18 protein-coding genes and 1 riboswitch are annotated in these 19,265 nt (G+C 48.3%); of the genes, 10 read left to right on the forward strand and 8 right to left on the reverse strand.

Translation table 11 applies throughout. From position 1 onward, the window contains the following. Positions 1-36: 36 nt before the first annotated feature. From EI981_RS03010 to EI981_RS03020, 3 genes are all read left to right on the forward strand, one after another. On the forward strand, positions 37-1,002 hold the full coding sequence (locus EI981_RS03010; RefSeq protein WP_227011667.1) for a tyrosine-type recombinase/integrase: 966 nt from the start codon (positions 37-39) through the stop codon (positions 1,000-1,002). A 668-nt stretch (positions 1,003-1,670) separates the two neighbouring features. Beyond that, positions 1,671-2,288 (forward strand): HD-GYP domain-containing protein, encoded by a 618-nt coding sequence (locus tag EI981_RS03015; protein WP_227011668.1) that lies wholly within the window; start codon positions 1,671-1,673, stop codon positions 2,286-2,288. 40 nt (positions 2,289-2,328) lie between these two features. Beyond that, on the forward strand, positions 2,329-2,679 hold the full coding sequence (locus tag EI981_RS03020) for a hypothetical protein (RefSeq protein WP_126995322.1): 351 nt from the start codon (positions 2,329-2,331) through the stop codon (positions 2,677-2,679). 28 nt (positions 2,680-2,707) lie between these two features. Here EI981_RS03020 and EI981_RS03025 read toward each other — a convergent pair whose 3' ends face one another. From EI981_RS03025 to EI981_RS03045, 5 genes are all read right to left on the reverse strand, one after another. After that, positions 2,708-3,523, reverse strand: a complete 816-nt coding sequence (locus EI981_RS03025; RefSeq protein ID WP_126995324.1) for an ABC transporter ATP-binding protein — start codon at positions 3,521-3,523, stop codon at positions 2,708-2,710. A 15-nt stretch (positions 3,524-3,538) separates the two neighbouring features. Continuing rightward, positions 3,539-4,309: an ABC transporter permease gene (locus EI981_RS03030; protein WP_126995326.1), complete on the reverse strand. Its 771-nt coding sequence runs from the start codon at positions 4,307-4,309 to the stop codon at positions 3,539-3,541. After that, a complete protein-coding gene (locus EI981_RS03035; protein ID WP_126995328.1) occupies positions 4,306-4,599 on the reverse strand; it encodes a thiamine-binding protein in 294 nt (97 codons plus the stop codon). Before EI981_RS03035 ends, EI981_RS03030 begins: the two co-directional genes overlap by 4 nt. Before the next feature lie 68 nt (positions 4,600-4,667). Beyond that, complete coding sequence (locus tag EI981_RS03040; protein ID WP_126995330.1) at positions 4,668-5,702, reverse strand: ABC transporter substrate-binding protein; 1,035 nt, start codon at positions 5,700-5,702, stop codon at positions 4,668-4,670. A gap of 492 nt (positions 5,703-6,194) precedes the next feature. Continuing rightward, positions 6,195-6,306: riboswitch (TPP riboswitch) on the reverse strand. A 182-nt stretch (positions 6,307-6,488) separates the two neighbouring features. After that, a complete protein-coding gene (locus tag EI981_RS03045) occupies positions 6,489-6,998 on the reverse strand; it encodes a CcdC family protein (RefSeq protein ID WP_193556428.1) in 510 nt (169 codons plus the stop codon). 208 nt (positions 6,999-7,206) lie between these two features. On the opposite strand from EI981_RS03045, the gene EI981_RS03050 reads away from it, so the two are divergent. From EI981_RS03050 to EI981_RS03070, 5 genes are all read left to right on the forward strand, one after another. Next, on the forward strand, positions 7,207-8,262 hold the full coding sequence (locus EI981_RS03050) for a lactonase family protein (RefSeq protein ID WP_126995334.1): 1,056 nt from the start codon (positions 7,207-7,209) through the stop codon (positions 8,260-8,262). A 533-nt stretch (positions 8,263-8,795) separates the two neighbouring features. Then, positions 8,796-9,863, forward strand: coding sequence for a sulfate ABC transporter substrate-binding protein (locus EI981_RS03055; protein WP_126995336.1), 1,068 nt, complete (start codon positions 8,796-8,798; stop codon positions 9,861-9,863). Positions 9,864-9,981: 118 nt separating this feature from the next. Beyond that, positions 9,982-10,824, forward strand: a complete 843-nt coding sequence (gene cysT, locus EI981_RS03060) for a sulfate ABC transporter permease subunit CysT (protein WP_418789036.1) — start codon at positions 9,982-9,984, stop codon at positions 10,822-10,824. A gap of 48 nt (positions 10,825-10,872) precedes the next feature. Continuing rightward, on the forward strand, positions 10,873-11,733 hold the full coding sequence (cysW, locus tag EI981_RS03065; RefSeq protein WP_126995340.1) for a sulfate ABC transporter permease subunit CysW: 861 nt from the start codon (positions 10,873-10,875) through the stop codon (positions 11,731-11,733). A gap of 98 nt (positions 11,734-11,831) precedes the next feature. Next, positions 11,832-12,053, forward strand: coding sequence for a YezD family protein (locus EI981_RS03070; protein WP_126995342.1), 222 nt, complete (start codon positions 11,832-11,834; stop codon positions 12,051-12,053). Positions 12,054-12,111: 58 nt separating this feature from the next. Here EI981_RS03070 and EI981_RS03075 read toward each other — a convergent pair whose 3' ends face one another. Continuing rightward, the gene (locus EI981_RS03075) at positions 12,112-13,056 is read right to left on the reverse strand and encodes a hypothetical protein (protein ID WP_126995344.1); all 945 of its coding nucleotides are present in this window, start codon (positions 13,054-13,056) and stop codon (positions 12,112-12,114) included. 745 nt (positions 13,057-13,801) lie between these two features. Here EI981_RS03075 and EI981_RS03080 point away from each other — a divergent pair. Continuing rightward, a complete protein-coding gene (locus EI981_RS03080) occupies positions 13,802-15,352 on the forward strand; it encodes an NAD(P)H-hydrate dehydratase (protein WP_126995346.1) in 1,551 nt (516 codons plus the stop codon). Positions 15,353-15,583: 231 nt separating this feature from the next. Beyond that, positions 15,584-16,135: an NADPH-dependent FMN reductase gene (gene ssuE, locus EI981_RS03085; RefSeq protein ID WP_126995348.1), complete on the forward strand. Its 552-nt coding sequence runs from the start codon at positions 15,584-15,586 to the stop codon at positions 16,133-16,135. Between the two features lie 109 nt (positions 16,136-16,244). Here the strand turns inward: ssuE and EI981_RS03090 are convergent, their stop codons facing one another. Then, positions 16,245-17,963: a hypothetical protein gene (locus tag EI981_RS03090; RefSeq protein ID WP_227011669.1), complete on the reverse strand. Its 1,719-nt coding sequence runs from the start codon at positions 17,961-17,963 to the stop codon at positions 16,245-16,247. Between the two features lie 107 nt (positions 17,964-18,070). After that, positions 18,071-19,018, reverse strand: a complete 948-nt coding sequence (locus EI981_RS03095) for a hypothetical protein (RefSeq protein ID WP_193556429.1) — start codon at positions 19,016-19,018, stop codon at positions 18,071-18,073. Positions 19,019-19,265 lie beyond the last annotated feature (247 nt).

Raw genomic sequence — 19,265 nt, forward strand, 5'->3', positions numbered from 1 at the left:
TGCGACATGACAACACGTCAACAGGAGGCTAATACCATGGAGCTACATAACTATATGATGGAGGTTTCGGAACAATATTTTTTCCATTCGCTGAGCCAAGAATATGGTGATGAGCAGATCATACAAATGTATCTGGCAGCATGTGCCAAGGTACCCAATACGAGAAGAAATTATTATCGCGCACTTGAACATTTTCGTGAGTTTTTATCAGGTATGCCAATGAAGGATGTTACCTGGAGGGAAATCGAGGCTTATAAGCTCTACTTGTCACAGGGAATTTATCGAGAGGGCGGGAGATCCCTCGCACCAGCGAGTGTTGCAGCATTTATCGCACCGTTGAAGTCCTTCTATAAATGGGGGAGCGACAGCAGTATCGGTATTTTTGAAAATAACCCAACGCTGAGTACAAAAATCCCGCAAATTGCTATAACAAGCCGCAAAAATTTCTTGACCAAAAAAGAAGTCGGTAAGCTGCTGGATAGTCTGCGTGAACAAAGTCTGCGTAACTATTTGATTGGACTTTCCCTCGTCATGCTTGGACTACGTGTCTCTGAGCTTACTCATATTCGTTGGGGAGATTTCCATACAGATCCACTGGAAACGTCGATCTGGCTAACGATTTCTTATGCTAAGCGCGGGAAAATCCGTGAAGTGAAGATTCCGCATAAACTGTGGAATTTGTATACCGAGCATGCTCAGAGCCTCGAAGAGAGCAATGATCCAGATCCGGACCTTCTCCTGTTTCCAATTTCACCCAGGCAGATTCAGCGTATTATTCGGGAAGCAGGTGAGCGGTGCAATTTGAGCAAGAAGCCTACTCCGCACTGGCTGAGACATACGAATGCAACCCTGGCGCTGCTGCAGGGAGCATCACTGCAACAGGTTCAGGAGAGCCTTGGACACTCGCATATTAATACAACTCAGAGATACTTACATACAGTAGAACAATTAAAGAAAGCGGCCCCTGATTTTGTTCAGGATTGTTTACAGGAGTTCATTTAAGTGGAGGAGAGAAAATTACTGCAATAATGCTGGCTTTTGTCATCTAGCGGCATGTGAATTTAAAAATTACTGCAAAAATGCAGCTTTTTCTTTATTAAATGCCCGATTTGAGGAGAAATTATAAAAATTCCTGCATATTTGCAGGAATTGTATTGGGATTTAAGAGTATCAAGTGGAAAAGCTGCATACCTGCAGTTTTCTACAATATTTCGAATTTAGTGAAGCTGTCATGTCCGTAGAGAGAGAAATCCCCCTGCTATGCATGTATAAGTAGTGAATAGCATGACATTTTTACAGAATTCATCCGAATATTTTCCAACTCTATTAAAATGTCAAGCATAAATTTAATAAATTGAATCTTTTTTCCTACAAATGTGACTTTATAGCTGTGCAAACGTTGTTCTTTTGTCCTATAATGTTAAATAGTTACAATAACAAACCTTACCAATACTCGTTCTTTTTGCATACTCTACGTCGCATAATTAATATTGTACGACATCATTCCCGTGATGATCATATTTTATTCATATCGGCTAAATTCCGGTATATTTCTACTCTTGATAGGGTGGTAGATTTTTGAAAACTTAAGAGGGGGCGGGCCATAGGATAAGCGGGATAATTTGGTGTAACCAGAGCTTCAGGCAGACTAAGTTTTTAGGGGGATAAACGTGGTCGTTTCAGCTGATCTTATAGAACAACTGTATATAGATAAGCATTCAGATATGGCATCATGGATCAAGTTATTGTTGTACAAGCATCCTGAGATCTATCATCACTCTGTAAGAGTGGCTATGCTAGCCGAGAAGATAGCAAAGCCACTGGAATTGAGCATTGAAGATAAGGGGCAGCTGATTCGCGGCTGCTTCCTACATGATATAGGCAAGTCGATGATTCCCCGCGAGGTTGTGCTTCGGAAGGAATCGTTGTCAAAGAATCAACTTGAGATTATTAAGCTATACCCTATCATAGGGGCCGAGATGATTGAGAGTAATCCAGGATTTGGCTCGGATATTATTCATATCGTTAAGTATCATCAGGAGAGATGGGATGGAGGCGGGTATCCAGAGGGGCTAAATGGGGAAGAGATTCCTTATGCAGCTAGGATCTGCGCAGTAATCGATACCTTTGACCTGATGATGTCAAGCCGCAAGGGTAACAGGAAATACAAGGTTGGAGATGCTAAGCGTGAGTTATTGAAACTTCGAGGTACCGAGTTTGATCCTGAGATTGTGGACGCTTTGAACAAATTGCCGGATCAGGTTCTGAATATTCTTTCACTTGACTAGGTTTATCTGAAATATTGGACTAGAAATGGAGGACACATCATTGATGCAAGCAGGCCTACAAATTCTCGAGTACCCGGATGTAAGTGACAAGGAACTGAGAGAAGCAATGATGGCAGGGATGAGAGTCATAAATCTGCAAGTGGCGTTATCTTTGGAATGTGAGCAGCCTTTACTGCGTATTTGTATGATCGATGCCAAACTTAGAGCCGTTCATCAGGTGTTCGACAGCAATCCGAAGGTACCGATGTGGTTAGGTAAGGAAGCGAGCAGCGAAGTCTACCATACATCCTGGCTTATTGCCGTAGATACAGAGCCGGAGTATATCCAGCAGTGGGTCCTTCTGATGCAGGATGTCGATCAAGTAAAGATCACCGAGTATATTTACCAATAAAAAAACCAGCCGAAAGTGACGACAGTAGTCAATTCACAGCGGCTGGTTTTTTGTGCATTTGTTCGCGCATTTGAGCGGCGATCTCGCGCTTAAGCTCCAGGAAGCGAGGATCATCAATCAATTGCTCCGAGCGAGGACGGGCAAAAGGCACTTCGATCTTATGCAGTACGGACGCCGGTCTACTGGAAAATAAATAGATCGTATCAGACAGCATGAGGGCTTCCTCAATACTATGTGTGATCATAAGCACGGTGCGCTGATTCTCTTCCCATATATCGAGCAGCCAACGCTGCATATCGCTTCGGGTCAGGGCATCGAGCGCGCTGAAAGGTTCATCCAGACAGAGCACTTCCTGCGGAGCAAGCAGTCCACGTAAGAAGGAAGCACGCTGTTGCATACCGCCTGACAGCTTGTGCGGGTAAGCCTGTTCGAATTCGCCCAATCCGGCCTTGGCCAGCCAGGCTCTTGCTTCTTCGCGTGCCGCTTTAATCGGCATACCAGCAATTTCTCTGGACAGAATGACATTGTCGAGCGTACTGCGCCAAGGGAAAAGCGCTGGCTTCTGCGGAACATAGCTGATGTGGCCACGCTCGCCCGTGATGTCTGCGCCATGCAGCAGGACCTTGCCTGCGTCTGGATTGACCAGGCCGCCGATGACGTGGAATAAAGTACTCTTCCCGCAGCCGGACGGACCGATTATGGACACGAACTTCCCGATTGGAACGGTTAATGAGACATCATTCAGCACAGGTAAACTTTGCTTTCTTTCGCGAAATGCAAGGCGGGCCGTCTGGATTTCCAGAGCGGGAGGGGTCGGCTTATGCTTATTCATTTCTGTATTCATTGCGTAAGCCCCTTTCTATTTATCATCACTGGACGGATGGTAGCGGATAAGCCATTTCTCAATGAATGAGATAAGCAGGAACATCGCCAGGCTGATCGTTACGATAATCGCAATAGCGACAAATATTTTGTCAGTACGGAAGGAGGACTTCTGCAGCATCATATAATACCCGATTCCTTTGCTCGCACCGATCCATTCTGCAATGATCGCCCCCATGACGCTGTAGGTAGCGGCAATCTTCGCTCCAGACATGATCGCGGGTAGCGCATACGGCACCTCCAGCTTGGTGAAAATATTCCACTTCGAAGCCCCGGCCATCCGCATATAGTCCAGCATGACACGGTCTGTACGGCTTAATCCGTCCATGGCCGCCACTGCGACAGGAAAGAAGCAGACCAATGTAATGACGATGATCTTAGGCAGGATGCCAAATCCGAACCAGATCATAAGCAGGGGTGCCAAGGCGATGATCGGGACATTCTGACTGAGAATGATCAGCGGGTAGAGAGCCTTTCTGAGGAAAGGGATATAATGCAGTACAAAAGCGACCAACAGCCCGACAAGAATACCGATCGAGAAACCTAGCAGCATAAGTCTAAGCGTAGCCTGTGTGTGATCCCACAACCCGGCAGCACCAGCAGCCGCTTCATGAGCGATATCGGCAGGACTCGGCAGCGTCCACTTATTGATATGAAATAGAGATGTAGCTGTCTGCCATATAATGAGGAACAAGATGACCGCCACAAGGGGCGGCCATACACTGCTCCAGATACGACGAAGCCTCATGGACGATACTTCTCCGTCAGCTTATCCATGCTGGCACCTTCCGGATTGTAGTAGATTTTAATCTGGGAGATCACATTTTTGCTACCGAATTCGATGACAGCTTCGTTCATTTCTTTGATGATGTCCAGCAGGTGGCTTAGCTCGCCCTCCATCGTTGTCTCTAGCGGGCTCACCTGATATTTCACGCCAGAAGCCTGGATGACTTCAATTGCACGGTCGACGTAAGGAATCGAATCTTCCCCGCCCGGTGTCTTCGGAATAATCTGAATACTTACTAATGCATTAGCCATATATGGACATCCTCTCTGATACAAAATTTAAGAAACAAGTGGTTTACATTTGTAGCGCGGTCAATTCGTTATTTGTTCTCCGGTAGAAAATCATTCGTAAAAGCAGCATCTGCATCTAGCGGCTTCTCAATCAGCTTCTTCTCATACATCCAATCGGAGTAATTCTGCCATACGGATTGTTTCTGTTCACCCCAACGGGCAGCATCATCCTGGTATTTCGGGCTAAGCCATTTCTGGCTGGCGATGACCAGATCTTTATCGAGATCAGGTACGGCATTCAGCAGAATATCAGCTGCTTCCTCCGGATGCTGGATCGCATATTGATATCCTTTGGAGGTGGCACGTAGGAACGCCTTAATTAATTCAGGATCGTCCTTGATCTGCTTCTCATTGGTTGAAATAACCGGAGTGTAGTAATCGAGCTTATCCGAGTAGTCCTTCACGTAGAGCATATCAAGCGGCTCGCCACGCAACTCGGCTTCGATACCAGTCCAGGCATAGAAGATCCAGGCAAAATCGATATCTCTCTTCACGGCGGTGAAGAAGTCGGCTTCGCCCATATTGATAATTTTTACCTTATTAACATCTCCGCCATCGATATCCATGATCGATTTCATGACGGCCTCTTCGACGGGTGAACCCCAGCCGCCGTAGGTCTTGCCTTCAAAGTCCTTAGGTGCCTTGATGCTCCGGTCCACAGGCGCGGCGAAGCCGGATGTATTATGCTGAATAACGGCCGCGATCGAGACGAGGGGCACGCCTTGAGTACGACCTTGTGTCACGCTCTCCTGATAGCTGATTCCGAAAGGTACTTCACCGGATGCAACCATTGCGTCCGCACCGCCAGAGCCCGGCAGCAGTATGTCTAGCTTCAGGCCCTCCTCTTCATAGAACCCTTTGGCCTGTGCAACATAGAGACCGGTATGGTTCGTATTCGGACTCCAGTCCAGCACGAATTTAACATCACGCAGCTCCTTCGTCTGTCCTCCCGTTGCTGCATTTCCGTTAGCGGCCGATGTGTTGGCATTATTCGCTTTGCCGCAGCCCGCGATGATGACAAGCAGGCAGGACAAGGCAAGCAGAACCCATTTTGATCGATGCAATGATATTCCCTCCTTCAAGATGTCTAATCCGTATTCACTTCTAGAGGTAGTTCAAAAAGTCTAATTTTGATAAGAAAACCAATCGAGGCCAATTCAAGGATGAGCGACCGCGATTCAGTGGTAGGTTTTCTTGCGAAGTAACACTGAGAGCTTATTCGACATCGAATCTTGAATTCAGCCGGGCCTAAGCAAATGCTTACGAAGTCATGTTTCCTTCGGAAACATCTCAGGTGCTCACGTACCCACTACGTACGCTCCGCTCCTCAGGCCCTAGCTTCATCCAACTGAAGCGTTTTGAAAAAACGCACATCGGAAGCATAAGCTTCGGTGCTGAAAACCGAACTTTTTGAACACGTACTTCTAGAGGAACTTACACTTCTAGTGTTCCTGATCATTTCCGAATGAAGCCGGTAGTTAATAGGTTTAAATATACAGGATGCAAAAAAAGCGCCCCGGATCGGGACGCATAGGTGCACTTGAATATGAGCATAGCTTCATACCTGCATTTCTTCCTACGCTGGCATTACCCAGATCAGGTTAAAGGGTCAGTATCTTCTCGGGATACAATCTCAGCCGGCCTATTCCAGCTCCCCTGAACTATTGAACTACGGATTACAATTGCCATTATAGTTCGCTGTTGCAGATATGTCCAGTTAGAAAAATACAATACCGCGCTTCGACATCCGAAGAGATGGAGCCATTAACCGCAGAGGTAAAGGAGTTGCCACCTCGATCTGCAGCCACTTGTTCTGGTTGCCAATCTTGTTTAAGATAAGGTTAATCACTTCACGCTTCTGGATTTATGGGGTTCGTATCAGTCTGATTCGTAATGGCGCGATACTTCTTGAGCATGTAGAGCCGCCAGCGCACGATCATACCGAAGGCGAGAATGAAGAAAAGCGAGCCAGTCTGAAGAATGGAGACATATTGCTCGATTACTTCATGCAGAGCCAGCCGAATCACGAGCAGGCCGATCAGAATGAAGGCAAATCCGCTGGATCTTTTGGCAAATACTTGTCCGCCCTTCATCTCAAAATGGGTAGTGCGAATGAGCGGATAAGAGAACAGAAGCCAGCCAGCGGCAAAAGCGATGACTCCATACAGGACAGAAATACGCATCTGCGGCTCCACGAACATGGCGAAGCCGGTAGCCATACCGAGCGGAGGAATAATAATCTTCTTGATCGTCACCGGACGATTGCTGGCCTTAAGTCTAACGATGATGACAGATACGGCCATCAGAATCATAACAGCCGTCGCAATGATCCGCATATAAAAAGGGCTAATGGCGTCCATAATAACACCCCTTCTTTAATGAATTTGGTTGATCGGTTACGATAAATAATTCAACGTTTTGAAATACCTCTTAGGCGAAATCATTATATCATAAATCCTCACCATGATAATAATCACACGTAGATGTATGCATCAACCGGACCCGGGCTATAGAAGTGGGAACGGTCAAGTTATATAGAAACAAATTATAATCGAGAGGATGTAGTTTATGACGCAATTTGGTCTGAAGGATGAAATTCCAATTTATGTAGGTACATATGCAAAACCAGAGGAGCCGGGGATCTACTTATGCGGCTTGAATTTCCAGACAGGAGCTATGCGTGTCGTAAGCCACTTCTCCGGGATATTGAATCCATCCTTTGTCATTGTGAATGGCGAAGCTTCAAGACTGTACGCAGTGAGTGAACAGGCAGAAGGCCGTCTCGTCAGCTATAGAATCAATATTGCCAGCGGAGAGTTGACGGAGCTGGACTCCGTGCCAACAGAGGGCGCAGACCCTTGTCATCTTGCTTCACTGCCTAATGGTGACGTGATCGTCTCGAACTATTCCAGTGGGACCGTGAACCGCTTTGCCTTGGGTGAGCAAGGAGAAGCAAGCCGTTTGGCGGCGAAAGTTCAGCAAGTCGGCACAGGTCCGGTGACCGATCGTCAGGAGAAGGCTCATGCTCATAGCACCGTGACAGACTTAGAGGGGAAATACGCCTTTGCATCGGATCTGGGGGCCGATCGAATCTTTATTTATAGGATGCAGGATGGCGGTATGGTTCACCACGGCGAGGTAGCGTTACCTCCTGGGGCCGGCCCAAGACATTTCGTTCTTCATCCGAATGATCAATATGCCTATGGAATTAATGAGCTGAACAATACGATTACAATCTATAGCTATAACAAGGTGGAAGGTAGATTGGACATCATCGACCATGTCGTTACGATTCCTGAGGACTTTACAGGCGAGAGCTATCCTGCGGATATTCATTTGTCTGAGGACGGCTGTTATTTATACGGCTCCAATCGCGGCCATGACAGCATTGTACGCTTTGAAGTCGACGCGGTGACAGGCAAGCTTGTCGATCCAGAATGGACATCGACCGGGGGAAGCTGGCCGCGCAACTTCGCCGTGTTGGACGACTATGTGCTGGTCGCGAATCAATTCAGCGGCAATATTGTATCTTTCAAACGCGATGCCAATAGCGGCAAGCTGACAGCGACTGGGCAGGAGCTAGCCATAAGCCAGGCAGCCTGTGTTGAGCCCGTATTAGAGTAACGGAGGTAGTTCAACAACTCCCCTTTGATCATGTGGAATAGGATATTTTGAACACGAACTAATCATGTATTCTTATAAATCGGTAATCGGGGAGTCAGAAGCTCACCCGATCTGCCGATTTTTTTGATTGAATACGCTCGAAGCCGGAACTTATGATTTTCCAGTGAAAAAAACGTTTGACAAGAAAACCCAGTACATATAAAATAACACCATAACATACTAAACAGGTAGGAATAATTAAAGATGTTCTCACCGTACGGACGGAGGAACGCTCTACTTGCCTAGGCAGACACGGGTAGCGGCTCGGTTTGACCGTTGGGAGCAGGGCGTTTCTCCGTCTTTTGTTATAGATACAGAAGTAATCAGTGGAGCTGATGAGTTCTAAATTCTATTTCGAAGAAGACCAACCCCACCTTTGGGGTAACGGTCGCACAGCTATGAGCGGCCCCGTTAGAGGTTTTCTTATACGGTCGGGAAAGGTTCCTGCTTGCTTGGTAGGCAAGATACTATGGGAGAAGATGGGGAGTGATACGATGAGTAAATGGGTTAAGCAGAGTATTCTGGTCAGTTTGGTTCTGGCTATGTCGGTGGCACTGGTCGCCTGTGGCGGAGACAAAGCGAATGACAAAGCGAGTGCGACTGCTGGTGCGGATGGAGGCAAAGGGAAGAGCGTCCAGTTACTGAACGTATCCTACGACCCTACTCGGGAACTGTACGAGAGCTACAATAAAGCTTTTGCGACCTATTGGGAGAGGGAAAAAGGGCAGAAAGTAACGATACAGCAATCACATGGGGGTTCGGGGAAGCAGGCCCGGGCAGTTATTGATGGACTAGAGGCGGACGTTGTTACACTGGCACTAGGATATGATATAGACTCCGTGCAGGAGAGCGGATTGATAAATGAAGGCTGGCAGCAGAAATATGAACATAACAGCTCGCCATATACTTCGACGATCGTCTTCCTGGTGCGGAAGGGAAATCCAAAAGGAATCAAAGATTGGGATGATCTCATTAAGGACGGGGTAGAGGTCATCACTCCGAATCCGCAAACCTCGGGTGGTGCGCGCTGGAATTATCTCGCGGCCTGGAGTTATGCCCTGCATCATAACAATAATGACGAAGCTAAGGCTCAGGAGTTTGTCAAACAGTTGTTCGAACATGTTCCGGTTCTGGACAGTGGGGCTCGCGGTGCGACTACGACGTTCGTAGAGCGCGGACTAGGCGATGTGCTTCTTGCTTGGGAGAATGAAGCCTGGCTTGCAGTTAAGGAACTGGGCCCGGATAAATTCGATATCATCTATCCGTCGGAGAGTATTCTGGCTGAGCCGCCTGTTGCGGTCGTCGATAAAATCGTCGATAAGAAGGGGACTCGCGAGGTAGCAGAAGCTTATTTGAAATATCTATACACAGAAGAAGGGCAGACGATCGCAGCAGAGAACTATTACCGCCCGACCCTGGACAGCGTGAAGGAGAAGTTCAAGGATCAATTCCCTGACATCAAGCTATACACAATTGATGAAGTGTTCGGTGGCTGGACGGTAGCGCAGCCGAAGCATTTCAATGACGGTGGAATATTCAGTCAGATCTATGTTCCGAAATAATACGACCGCAACCAGCGGAGGAGCAAACCTGTGAGAGTGGTGGATCAGACAATATAGTGCGGACTTATGCTTCATTTTCAGTAGATGATCTGATTCGCCTTATGCAGGTAGAGAAAGGATGACTTTCATGCCAAGCAGGACGGACACCAGACGCGGAGTACTACCTGGATTCGGGCTGACGATGGGGTACAGCATTTTATATTTAAGCTTGATCGTATTAATTCCGTTATCCGCGCTGTTGTTGAATTCTACGGGACTAACCTGGGAGAAGTTCTGGTCGATTGCAACCGATCCGCGAGTATTAGCCTCTTACCGAGTAAGCTTCCTGACCGCAGCGGCGGCCGGATTGGTTGATGCAGTACTAGGATTGCTGCTTGCATGGGTTCTCGTTAGATATGAATTTCCAGGAAAAAAAATATTCGACGCAATGATCGACCTCCCGTTTGCGCTGCCAACCGCAGTTGCCGGGGTGTCGTTGACCGCGCTCTATTCATCCAAAGGCTGGCTAGGCTCATTTTTCGAACCGCTAGGCATCAAGACGGCGTTCTCGCCGCTGGGCATTACACTCGCCCTGATGTTTATCGGCATTCCGTTCGTGGTACGTACCGTACAGCCCGTACTACAAGATCTGGATGCAGAGGTCGAAGAGGCCGCTGCGACACTCGGAGCGAGCCGTCTTCGGACTTTCCGCTCCGTTATTTTACCGGAGCTACTCCCTCCGCTGCTCACGGGCTTTGCCCTCGCATTCTCCCGCGGCATTGGGGAATACGGTTCTGTCGTGTTCATCTCCGGCAATATGCCGATGAAGACCGAGATTGCGCCGCTGCTCATTATGTCGAAGCTGGAGCAATTCGATTATGCTGGTGCGACGGCGGTTGCGCTAATGTTACTCTTAATCTCTTTTGCACTTCTGCTGCTGATTAATTCATTGCAGAGCCGAGTGCGCAAGACGGCGCGTTGAGTATAGCCGGGATTCATCGAATTTATAAAGCCAAGGGAGGGGCGTCGTGTGGCAGGTTCAGTACCTTTAGCGGCAGCGAGAACAAATCCAGTTAGAAATCGCAGTACGAAAGAGTCGGGCATCGTCAAATGGACCTTAGTCAGCCTCGCCGTACTTGTTATTATGTGGCTGATCGGTCTGCCATTGATTGTCGTTCTAACAGAGGCCCTGAAGAAGGGCTGGAGCGTCTATGTGCAGGCTATTTCCGATCCCGATGCATTATCGGCATTAAGATTGACACTGCTTGTTGCAGTGATTACTGTACCGCTGAATACGATATTTGGCGTCGCGGCCGCATGGGCGATTACGAAGTTCAAATTTCGGGGAAGACAGCTTCTAATCACTTTGATCGATTTGCCATTTGCCGTGTCTCCGGTGATCGGCGGCTTGATCTACGTGCTAGTCTATGGTGTACATGGCTGGTTCGGGCCTTGGCTGCAGGATCATGATGTGAAGATTATTTTTGCATTGCCAGGCATTATTCTGGCCACGCTGTTCGTTACTTTTCCGTTCGTGGCCCGTGAGTTGATTCCGCTGATGGAGGATCAGGGGCAATTGGAGGAGGAAGCAGCGGTAACATTGGGTGCCAAAGGCTTCCGTATATTTTGGAAGGTGACGTTGCCAAATATCAAATGGGGTCTGCTGTACGGAATTATACTTTGTAATGCACGGGCGATGGGGGAATTCGGCGCTGTATCGGTTGTGTCTGGGCATATTCGCGGATCAACCAATACTCTTCCGCTGCATATTGAGATTTTGTATAACGAGTATCAATTCTCAGCTTCATTTGCAGTTGCTTCCTTACTGTTGTTACTGGCGCTGATCACCTTGCTGCTTAAGAGCTGGTTCACTCGCAAGAGCAGTCATTAAGTGGGTGAACAGCATAGAGTGATCTATGTTAGAGGGAGGTTCATCTGATCAAGCTGAGAACAGATTCTAAATATTATCGGGCAAGGGGGCTTCCACGAATGACCAAACCGCTGAAGGTAGACAATGTGTGGCTGGAGCGGATCGCGGAGATGTTGAATGAGATGGAATTCGGGTCGCTGAATATCGTTGTTCACGAGGGACAGATTGTCCAACTAGAACGTACGGAACGGAAACGTTATGAGGTTGGTGGAGGGGCGGCAAAAGCATCCGGATCGTCTCGGAATGTGGTTAAACCGCTGCGTAAGTCAGAATCTCGATAGACATATGATGAAAAAAGGAATTAGGATGAGAAAAGACCGTTATAGGGCAGGATGTCCTCTAACGGTCTTTGTCGTTGTTGATGATGCTGTCCGTATTCTCGGCCAGGGATGTTGCGATATGCTCCTCAGTCATCGGCAAGGCGCTAATCGTAGGATCAGACGAGAGATTGGTCTGGTAGTGTCCAACAAAGGGACGTGCTTTGCGCGGTTTGCTCCTCGTGAATAAGAATCCGCCCAGGAATAATAGAACTTGAGCTGCCGCAATATATGGAGCGATAACGGGACTGATGAAGTGGAGTAAATACATAGCAGCAATGAAGATGGCCCATAATCGCAACAGTATTGATCCTTCTCCGGGCCGGAATCCGCCCATTAGTGCAGGGTATAGGAGCAGCAGGGCGAATAGAGCGGAACCGAAGCGTGAATAGAAATAGACCGTGTCCAAGGAGTTCGAGCCCAGGAAGCTGACATCAGCACCGGTCCAGCGCAGCAGCAATTGATACACTAATATGAACAAGGCTGCGGCGAACAGAAAAGGGAAGGCAGGCTGTAATCCAAGCCAGAAACGAATACCCCAGCCCGGCTGTTCCAGCCAGTTCAATAGCTTGTCCCGCTCTTCGAGGAAGCGTTCGCTCTCTCGTTCCAGCGTTTTGAGCAGCAGCGGCAATCTCGCATGATCATGATCCTCCTTGTAAGCTCCAATCTGTCCGAGCAGATCCGAGCTTGCATAAGGAGCAGCATGGCAAGCGAGTAGACGGTCGATCAGTTCATTCTCTTGCTCCGGTGTAATCGTTCCATATATATTATCATTTAACAGCGGCGCAGAGGCGGCTGCATATAACTTTAGACTCTTCTCTAGATGCTCCAGCCGAGAGCGTAGTCCAATTCGCGTCCTCCAGCTGGTTACCCCATAAAGGGCCAGAAATGTAACCAGGACAAGGACGGCGGTCAAGGATAGCACAGCGTGCTGCTCCAGCCAGTTCATCCATTCCGATAGTGACACTGAAATCACCCTTTCGATATTCCTCTCTCCACTATTGCATATGAATTTATCGTTTTCAAGTTCTATGTAAACCAATCTTTGGTTATTTGTTCATTCTTTTATAGCTCATAGAGGTTGTCTTATAGAAAGCCTGTAATTTCTATAAAATTAGTACACTCATTATTGTCTCCTTGTTATGTACTGCTACTAAAGATATTAGGGACGGTAGTGGATTCACTCGATAGGCCAATAAAAGCTTGTAAAAGTACATAGAATCTTAGAATAACAGATCAGAAACTGTACACGCAAATGCACAAAGAAGTAGGTCCGTACTACTCCTCGACTTTTTCTAACGAAACCTGGTATCGCTATTTGCACGAAAAAGCTAGTTCAAAATTGTAACGAAACAGGGTATCGTTATTGAACTCAAAAATTGCTTTTACAGCTCGATTTAGATCAAATAAGGATATGGAGTTTCGTTAGATTAAAAATGTCCTTGTTATTGAGAAAATAACGATTGGTAGTTTCGTTAGAGCTAGGAGGGGAGATGGTCGCTCTTTAATCTTTGGCTTGATAAATCCTGGTTGAGATTCAAGACATACGATAGCCGGGCTTGATGCAATGTAGGTAATTATAATGATTCAATTGTAGAGCTAGAGCTTGATTTACTGCTATTGGTGGAATAAAGGGTGGGTAGAGATTTGAGGTTGAAAGTGTATATTATGAAGATAAGAAGATAGGCAGAATGCCCGAAGGGAGACGTAGCATGGAGTTTGTAACGGCGGAGCAGATGCGTGAGGTTGACCGGTATACGATCCAGGAGATCGGCATTCCAGCCATTGTGCTGATGGAGAATGCGGGGAGAGCGATTGCTGATGAAGTGGTCAGGCTAGTGATGCAGCGAAAAGATTCGCTGGCAGGCGAGCGCTGGCTTGTGCTTATAGGTAAAGGGAATAATGGCGGCGATGGACTGGTATGTGCCCGGCATCTGACCGATGCAGGGATTCCGGTGACGCTGGTGTACGCCGTGGCGCCGGACCAGCTTGGCGGGGAGGCGGCAGTCCAGCAACGAATCGTTGAGGCGCTGGATTTGCCGCGGATCGTGTATGCAGATGAAGCGGAAGGGATCCCGGATATGCGCAGTTATACGGGGATTGTGGATGCGCTCCTTGGGACAGGGACCAAGGGTGCGCCGCGCGGGGTGTACGCTTCGCTCATTGTGGAAGCGAACTCCAGCGGTCTGCCGATCGTGGCGGCAGACATTCCGAGCGGCCTGGATGCCGATACAGGCGCGGTATACGACCCCTGCACCCAGGCTGAGCTTACGGTGTGCCTGGCCTTTCTGAAGGCTGGGCTGACGCAGTATCCGGGAGCGAAGGCGGCAGGGGAAGTAGTCGTGCGCTATATCGGCATTCCTCCGTGGCTCCCTGCTGGGCTGGAGGGAGCCGGGGTTGTTCTGACCGAGGAGTCGCTGGAGAGCGAGCTCGGTCTTGACGCAGGGCGGTGCCGCGCGCCGGACGGGCATAAAGGCACGTACGGGCATGTGCTGCTGGCGGCAGGCAGCCTGCCAATGAGCGGCGCCGGCCTGCTGGCCGCCAAGGCGGCGCTGCGCGCCGGGTGCGGCCTCGCGACGTGGGCTTTGCCAGCATCGCTGCTGCCGCATATGCTCGGGGCTGTGCCCGAGCTCATGCTGGCGCCGATCGCCGATGGCGGGATCGGCGCATGGGACAGTGCCGCAGCCGACGAAGTGCTGCGGCTGCTCGCGGCGCGCGATGTGCTCGCCGTCGGCCCGGGGCTGGGCCGCTTCCCGGGCGAGGCGGAGTTCCTGCGCGCCTTGTGGGAGGGCGCCCCGCGTCCCCTCGTTGTGGACGCGGACGCCCTGGGCATCCTGGCCGCGGCCGGAGGCCTCACGGCCTGGAAGCGCCGGGATGCAGCGACGATCCTGACGCCGCATCCCGGCGAGATGGCCCGGCTGGCCGGTCTAACGACGGCCGAGGTGCAGCGGGACCGCATCGGCCTCGCGCGCCGCTTCGCTACTGAGCACGGCGTAACGCTCGTGCTCAAGGGGGCGCGCTCGGTCATCGCGGCCTCGGACGGCCAGGTCTACGTGAACGTGACCGGCCATCCCGGCATGGCGACTGGGGGCTCCGGTGATGTACTCACCGGAATCATCGCCGCCATGCTCGCCCAAGGGCTGGACGCCGTGCAGGCATCGGCGTTCGGCGCCTACCTGCACGGCCTGGCCGGTGAACAGGCTGCGGCCGCACGGAGCAACCCGGCTTCGCTGCTCGCCGGGGATATCATAGAAGCGTTGTAGGGCGCCGATCTTTTAACAATTGGAATGTGAAGCCTACGTTCATAAATGAGGATTTGATGTAGGTTTCTATTTTTGGCCTGGATGTAAATTGACTTTCCATTTTATTATTGATAGCATCGAAGTGAATTACAGCGGTTTAGTCGGAATTGACTAAAAGTGGGTTCAAAAATTTTTTTGAACCTGCCTCTAAATAAGCTTGTCTACTTATAGATAATAAGGAGAGGATCCAGCATGGCTAAGGTAACTATAATTAACGGAACTCCTACACCAGGTTCCCGTCTGACAGCAATCATTGCATTAGCGGAGGAGTTGCTGGTGAAGGAAGGCTTCGAAGTGAAGCATGTGAATGTCGGCGAGCTTCCGCCAGATGATCTGATTCATACGAAATTCGAGAGCGAGCATATTGTAAAGGCCAATGGGCTTGTTGCCGAGGCGGACGCGATTATCGTAGCTAGTCCGGTTTACAAGGCTTCCTATACAGGCGTGCTTAAGACGTTCCTGGATTTGATTCCAGAAAGAGGCCTGACTGGCAAGGTAATTTTGCCTATGTTTATGGGTGGAACGATTGCTCATCTGTTGGCGATCGATTATGCACTCAAACCGGTCTTGTCGGTGCTCGGGGCACGTCATATTCTTGCTGGCGTATACGCCGCGGATGCGAATGTATCTCGTACAGAGCAAGGCGGATTTACCATTAGTGACGAACTTGTTGATAGGTTGAGAGACAATATCAAGGAGCTGGCGACAGAGACAAGACGTCGGATCAAGTATTCAGCTTCATAATAATGCAGTTAAACAAAATAAGCTCTGAGTCGTTCCGTAAGGATTGACTCAGAGCTTTATTTGTTGAAGAGATTATGGCCATGATGGCATCATCTAATCATGTCTTGCGCTATTGTTGAATCGTGTCAACCTCGACAACGGGAATGATGATTTGAATGATACCAGAAAGCCTTGAGAGAAGCTCATTCGTCGATCCGTCAGATTGTTCTTTCAGTACTTCCGCGATCAGTTCAATGAATTGCTGATCAATATTGAGTGCTGCGTTCTGCTCGGAGCGTCCCGTTACCGTTACATTTGCACCGGTGGGTAGAGAGAAATCACCTCGTAGAAGAACTAAGCTATTGCTGCCTGTGACAAGCGTTTCACCTGAAACAGAGTAAATCACAGTACCAGTGAATCGTACAAGAGTGTCAGGATACTGGCTAATCTTGTCGGCGGAAATATCAAGGATTTCCTGCTTAATGCCTGCGAACTGGTAACGGTCATCTGCACGAACGAAAATCGCTGTTTGTCCTTCACCATCGCCAACCGGATTAACCGCATAAATCGTATTGTCTGGCTGTATTGTCAGGCTATCAGCCTCGATCGAGTATAGTTGGGCTATTTTATCCTCACGTACCTCAAAGGCATCATAACGTGCTTTTCTTGCCTCTGATGCTGTCTCGATTATAATAACGGGATTATGGCCTGTACTCAGAATCGGATCGATAGATAAAGTACGGATTTGATCCTGCGAAGGCAGGTCATGATTTGTTAGAACCTGAACACTTTCCTCTGCATTCATCCGGCCAAAGTACAGCTGATTGTTCTGGCCGGTTGCCACCACATATGCTCTAGATCCGAATTTATCCCGTCCATCTACAACATGATTATAGCTACTTCCATCTGTTAGAGCAGGAAGAAGTCTTACTGGCTCAGCAATGGTCCAAGCCAGCTCTGTGGCGCTGATTTCCAACTTTGTATCCTGATAATGGCCAATGGCCGTGTATAGATCGATTGCTTCTTGGTAATTGCCATTCGCTACACTTTTCTTGGCGTTACGCATTAACTCATCCATTTTACCCTTAGCATAGGTGAGCAGTCTGGATTCTGAATGGACGGAGCTTGCAAATGATGTATACTGCCGCGAATGGATGGCGAATGCCGTGTAGTCGCTTTTGTCCCAGTCGCTGTTTAATAGCGCCTCCATTAAGTTATCTACATTGGAAATGACCCAAGGTCCATCAAACTTCACGGATTTATATTCTGCAAGCATGGAGGCAGCATTATCGAGCATAGGCTCAATGAGACCTTGAGCAACCATCCGTGTCAGCTTAGTATCATCATATTTTTGGAAGGTAGCATTTAACTCATTAAGCCATTCCTGCTCTGTACCGAATAGATGGGCAGGGATCCTCAGCAGATTCTTTTTAAAGGATTCATCATTATAGCTCGAGCTGGTTAGATTTTGCTCCATTTGCTCTAGAAACAACGTTCTGAAATTTTTGAAATAGCCGGTGAAGGCTTGTGAAATGTTGAAATTATTAGACATCTGACGGTAATAGTCACTGTAAGGCTCCTCTGGAGCCAAATAATGACTTCGTACCTGCTGAAGTTTTGCATATGCATCCATAAGGAGGTCGAAATCCTGTTTGCGATTTGCTCTAGAAGCTTGGTCAGTAATGTTCTCCAAGTCTCTTTTCATGGCAGTGATAGGAGCCAACTCCTCTAGTCGGGAGGAAATGAGCTCTTCTTTGTAACGAATCATCCGATTGCTTTGAGCCTTTTGATACCAGTCCACTGCTTCTACGAAGAGCTTCTCATGGAATAAGCGTTCGGCAGTCTGCAAAGCGTTAAGCTTTTGGGATATTCCAATCCCCTTGTAGACTAACAGAGGAATCGTCATTATACATAAAAAAATGAGCAGATGATGCAGGGTTAACCATTTTTTTAACGTCATATTATAGTAGACCTCGGCTTAATTTGTTGAAAGTCAGCGTCCCACTGATACTTTTCCTCATAGATTCGGGCTGTCTCGGCCGTGAGATTTCCCCAGTCAAGATTGGGGGACTCAGCGAGCATTCGGTATAATCTGAGAAAACGATCCTTGGGGAGCTTACGGGCATACCTGGCAATGAAGTCCGAATAGGCTAGAACGTAGCGTTTCAACCTAACGGCGGCTCCGGCAACTCCTGCCAGTATTTCTTCCCCTCGCTCCAAAGCCAGAAATTGCTGTTCATACTTTATAACATATTGGAATGTCTTATCTTTAATGAGTTCTCTCTTGATTTTAGCGAGCTCGCCAATATACTCGGCAAGATCAGAATCGAAGTCTTTTAGCAGAAGGGGCATCAGTTCCAGCTCCATATCCTTCCTTAGTACGAAGGATTGTAAAAGTATAAGCTGCAGCTTACGGATATGATCGTTATGAATGAGGGTCGCAATGTCCCGCATCATTTCATAGGAGCGGCCTTCTTCTCCATGTGCGACCGCGGCCTCAAGATTCCTCACCAGCCCTGCAGTGATTTTGTCACGATCAACCTCGATCAGCTTGCTCATTTCGATCGAGATGCGGCTTTCGAGAGCAGTGCGTTGCACGAAATAGAGCAGCCCAAACAGGATAATGCCTGATGCGAGAGAAATGGCCATAAGCTGAAAGGTTTGGCTGAACAGAATTGCTAACAGCGTGAGAAAAGACGCTAGCAGCAGGTCATTATACTGAGCTCGCTTGGCGGCATGACGTGCTTTGTCGAGAACCGGGCGTAGACCGGATTTGCCGCAAACGGTGCAATTTTCCTCCTGGAGCGCGGTATAATTCTGGCAATATTTACAGCATCTTAACTTTTCGTAGGCATATTTCGTTTTTAATGGAGGGTGTAAAATAACTGTTTTTTTCTTGTTCATAGCTCTCTCTCTTCATTGTTGATTAATTTTAGCAGTTTTCTGTCGAGCTCTGCCGGAGCAATGACTTGCTTCCTACGAGAGTAATATATAAAGGACTTAATAATGACAAATAGAAACAATAGAATGAGACATGCGTATGTAACCATATGTAGCTTCCTTTCGTAATTAATGTTGAGGGTGATGATTCTATTTTGGAAATGTCAAAAAAATAGATGCATATTTTGGTAGATTATGGCGGTGTAGTCTT

The organism is Paenibacillus lutimineralis, assembly GCF_003991425.1.
GTDB lineage: Bacteria > Bacillota > Bacilli > Paenibacillales > Paenibacillaceae > Fontibacillus > Fontibacillus lutimineralis.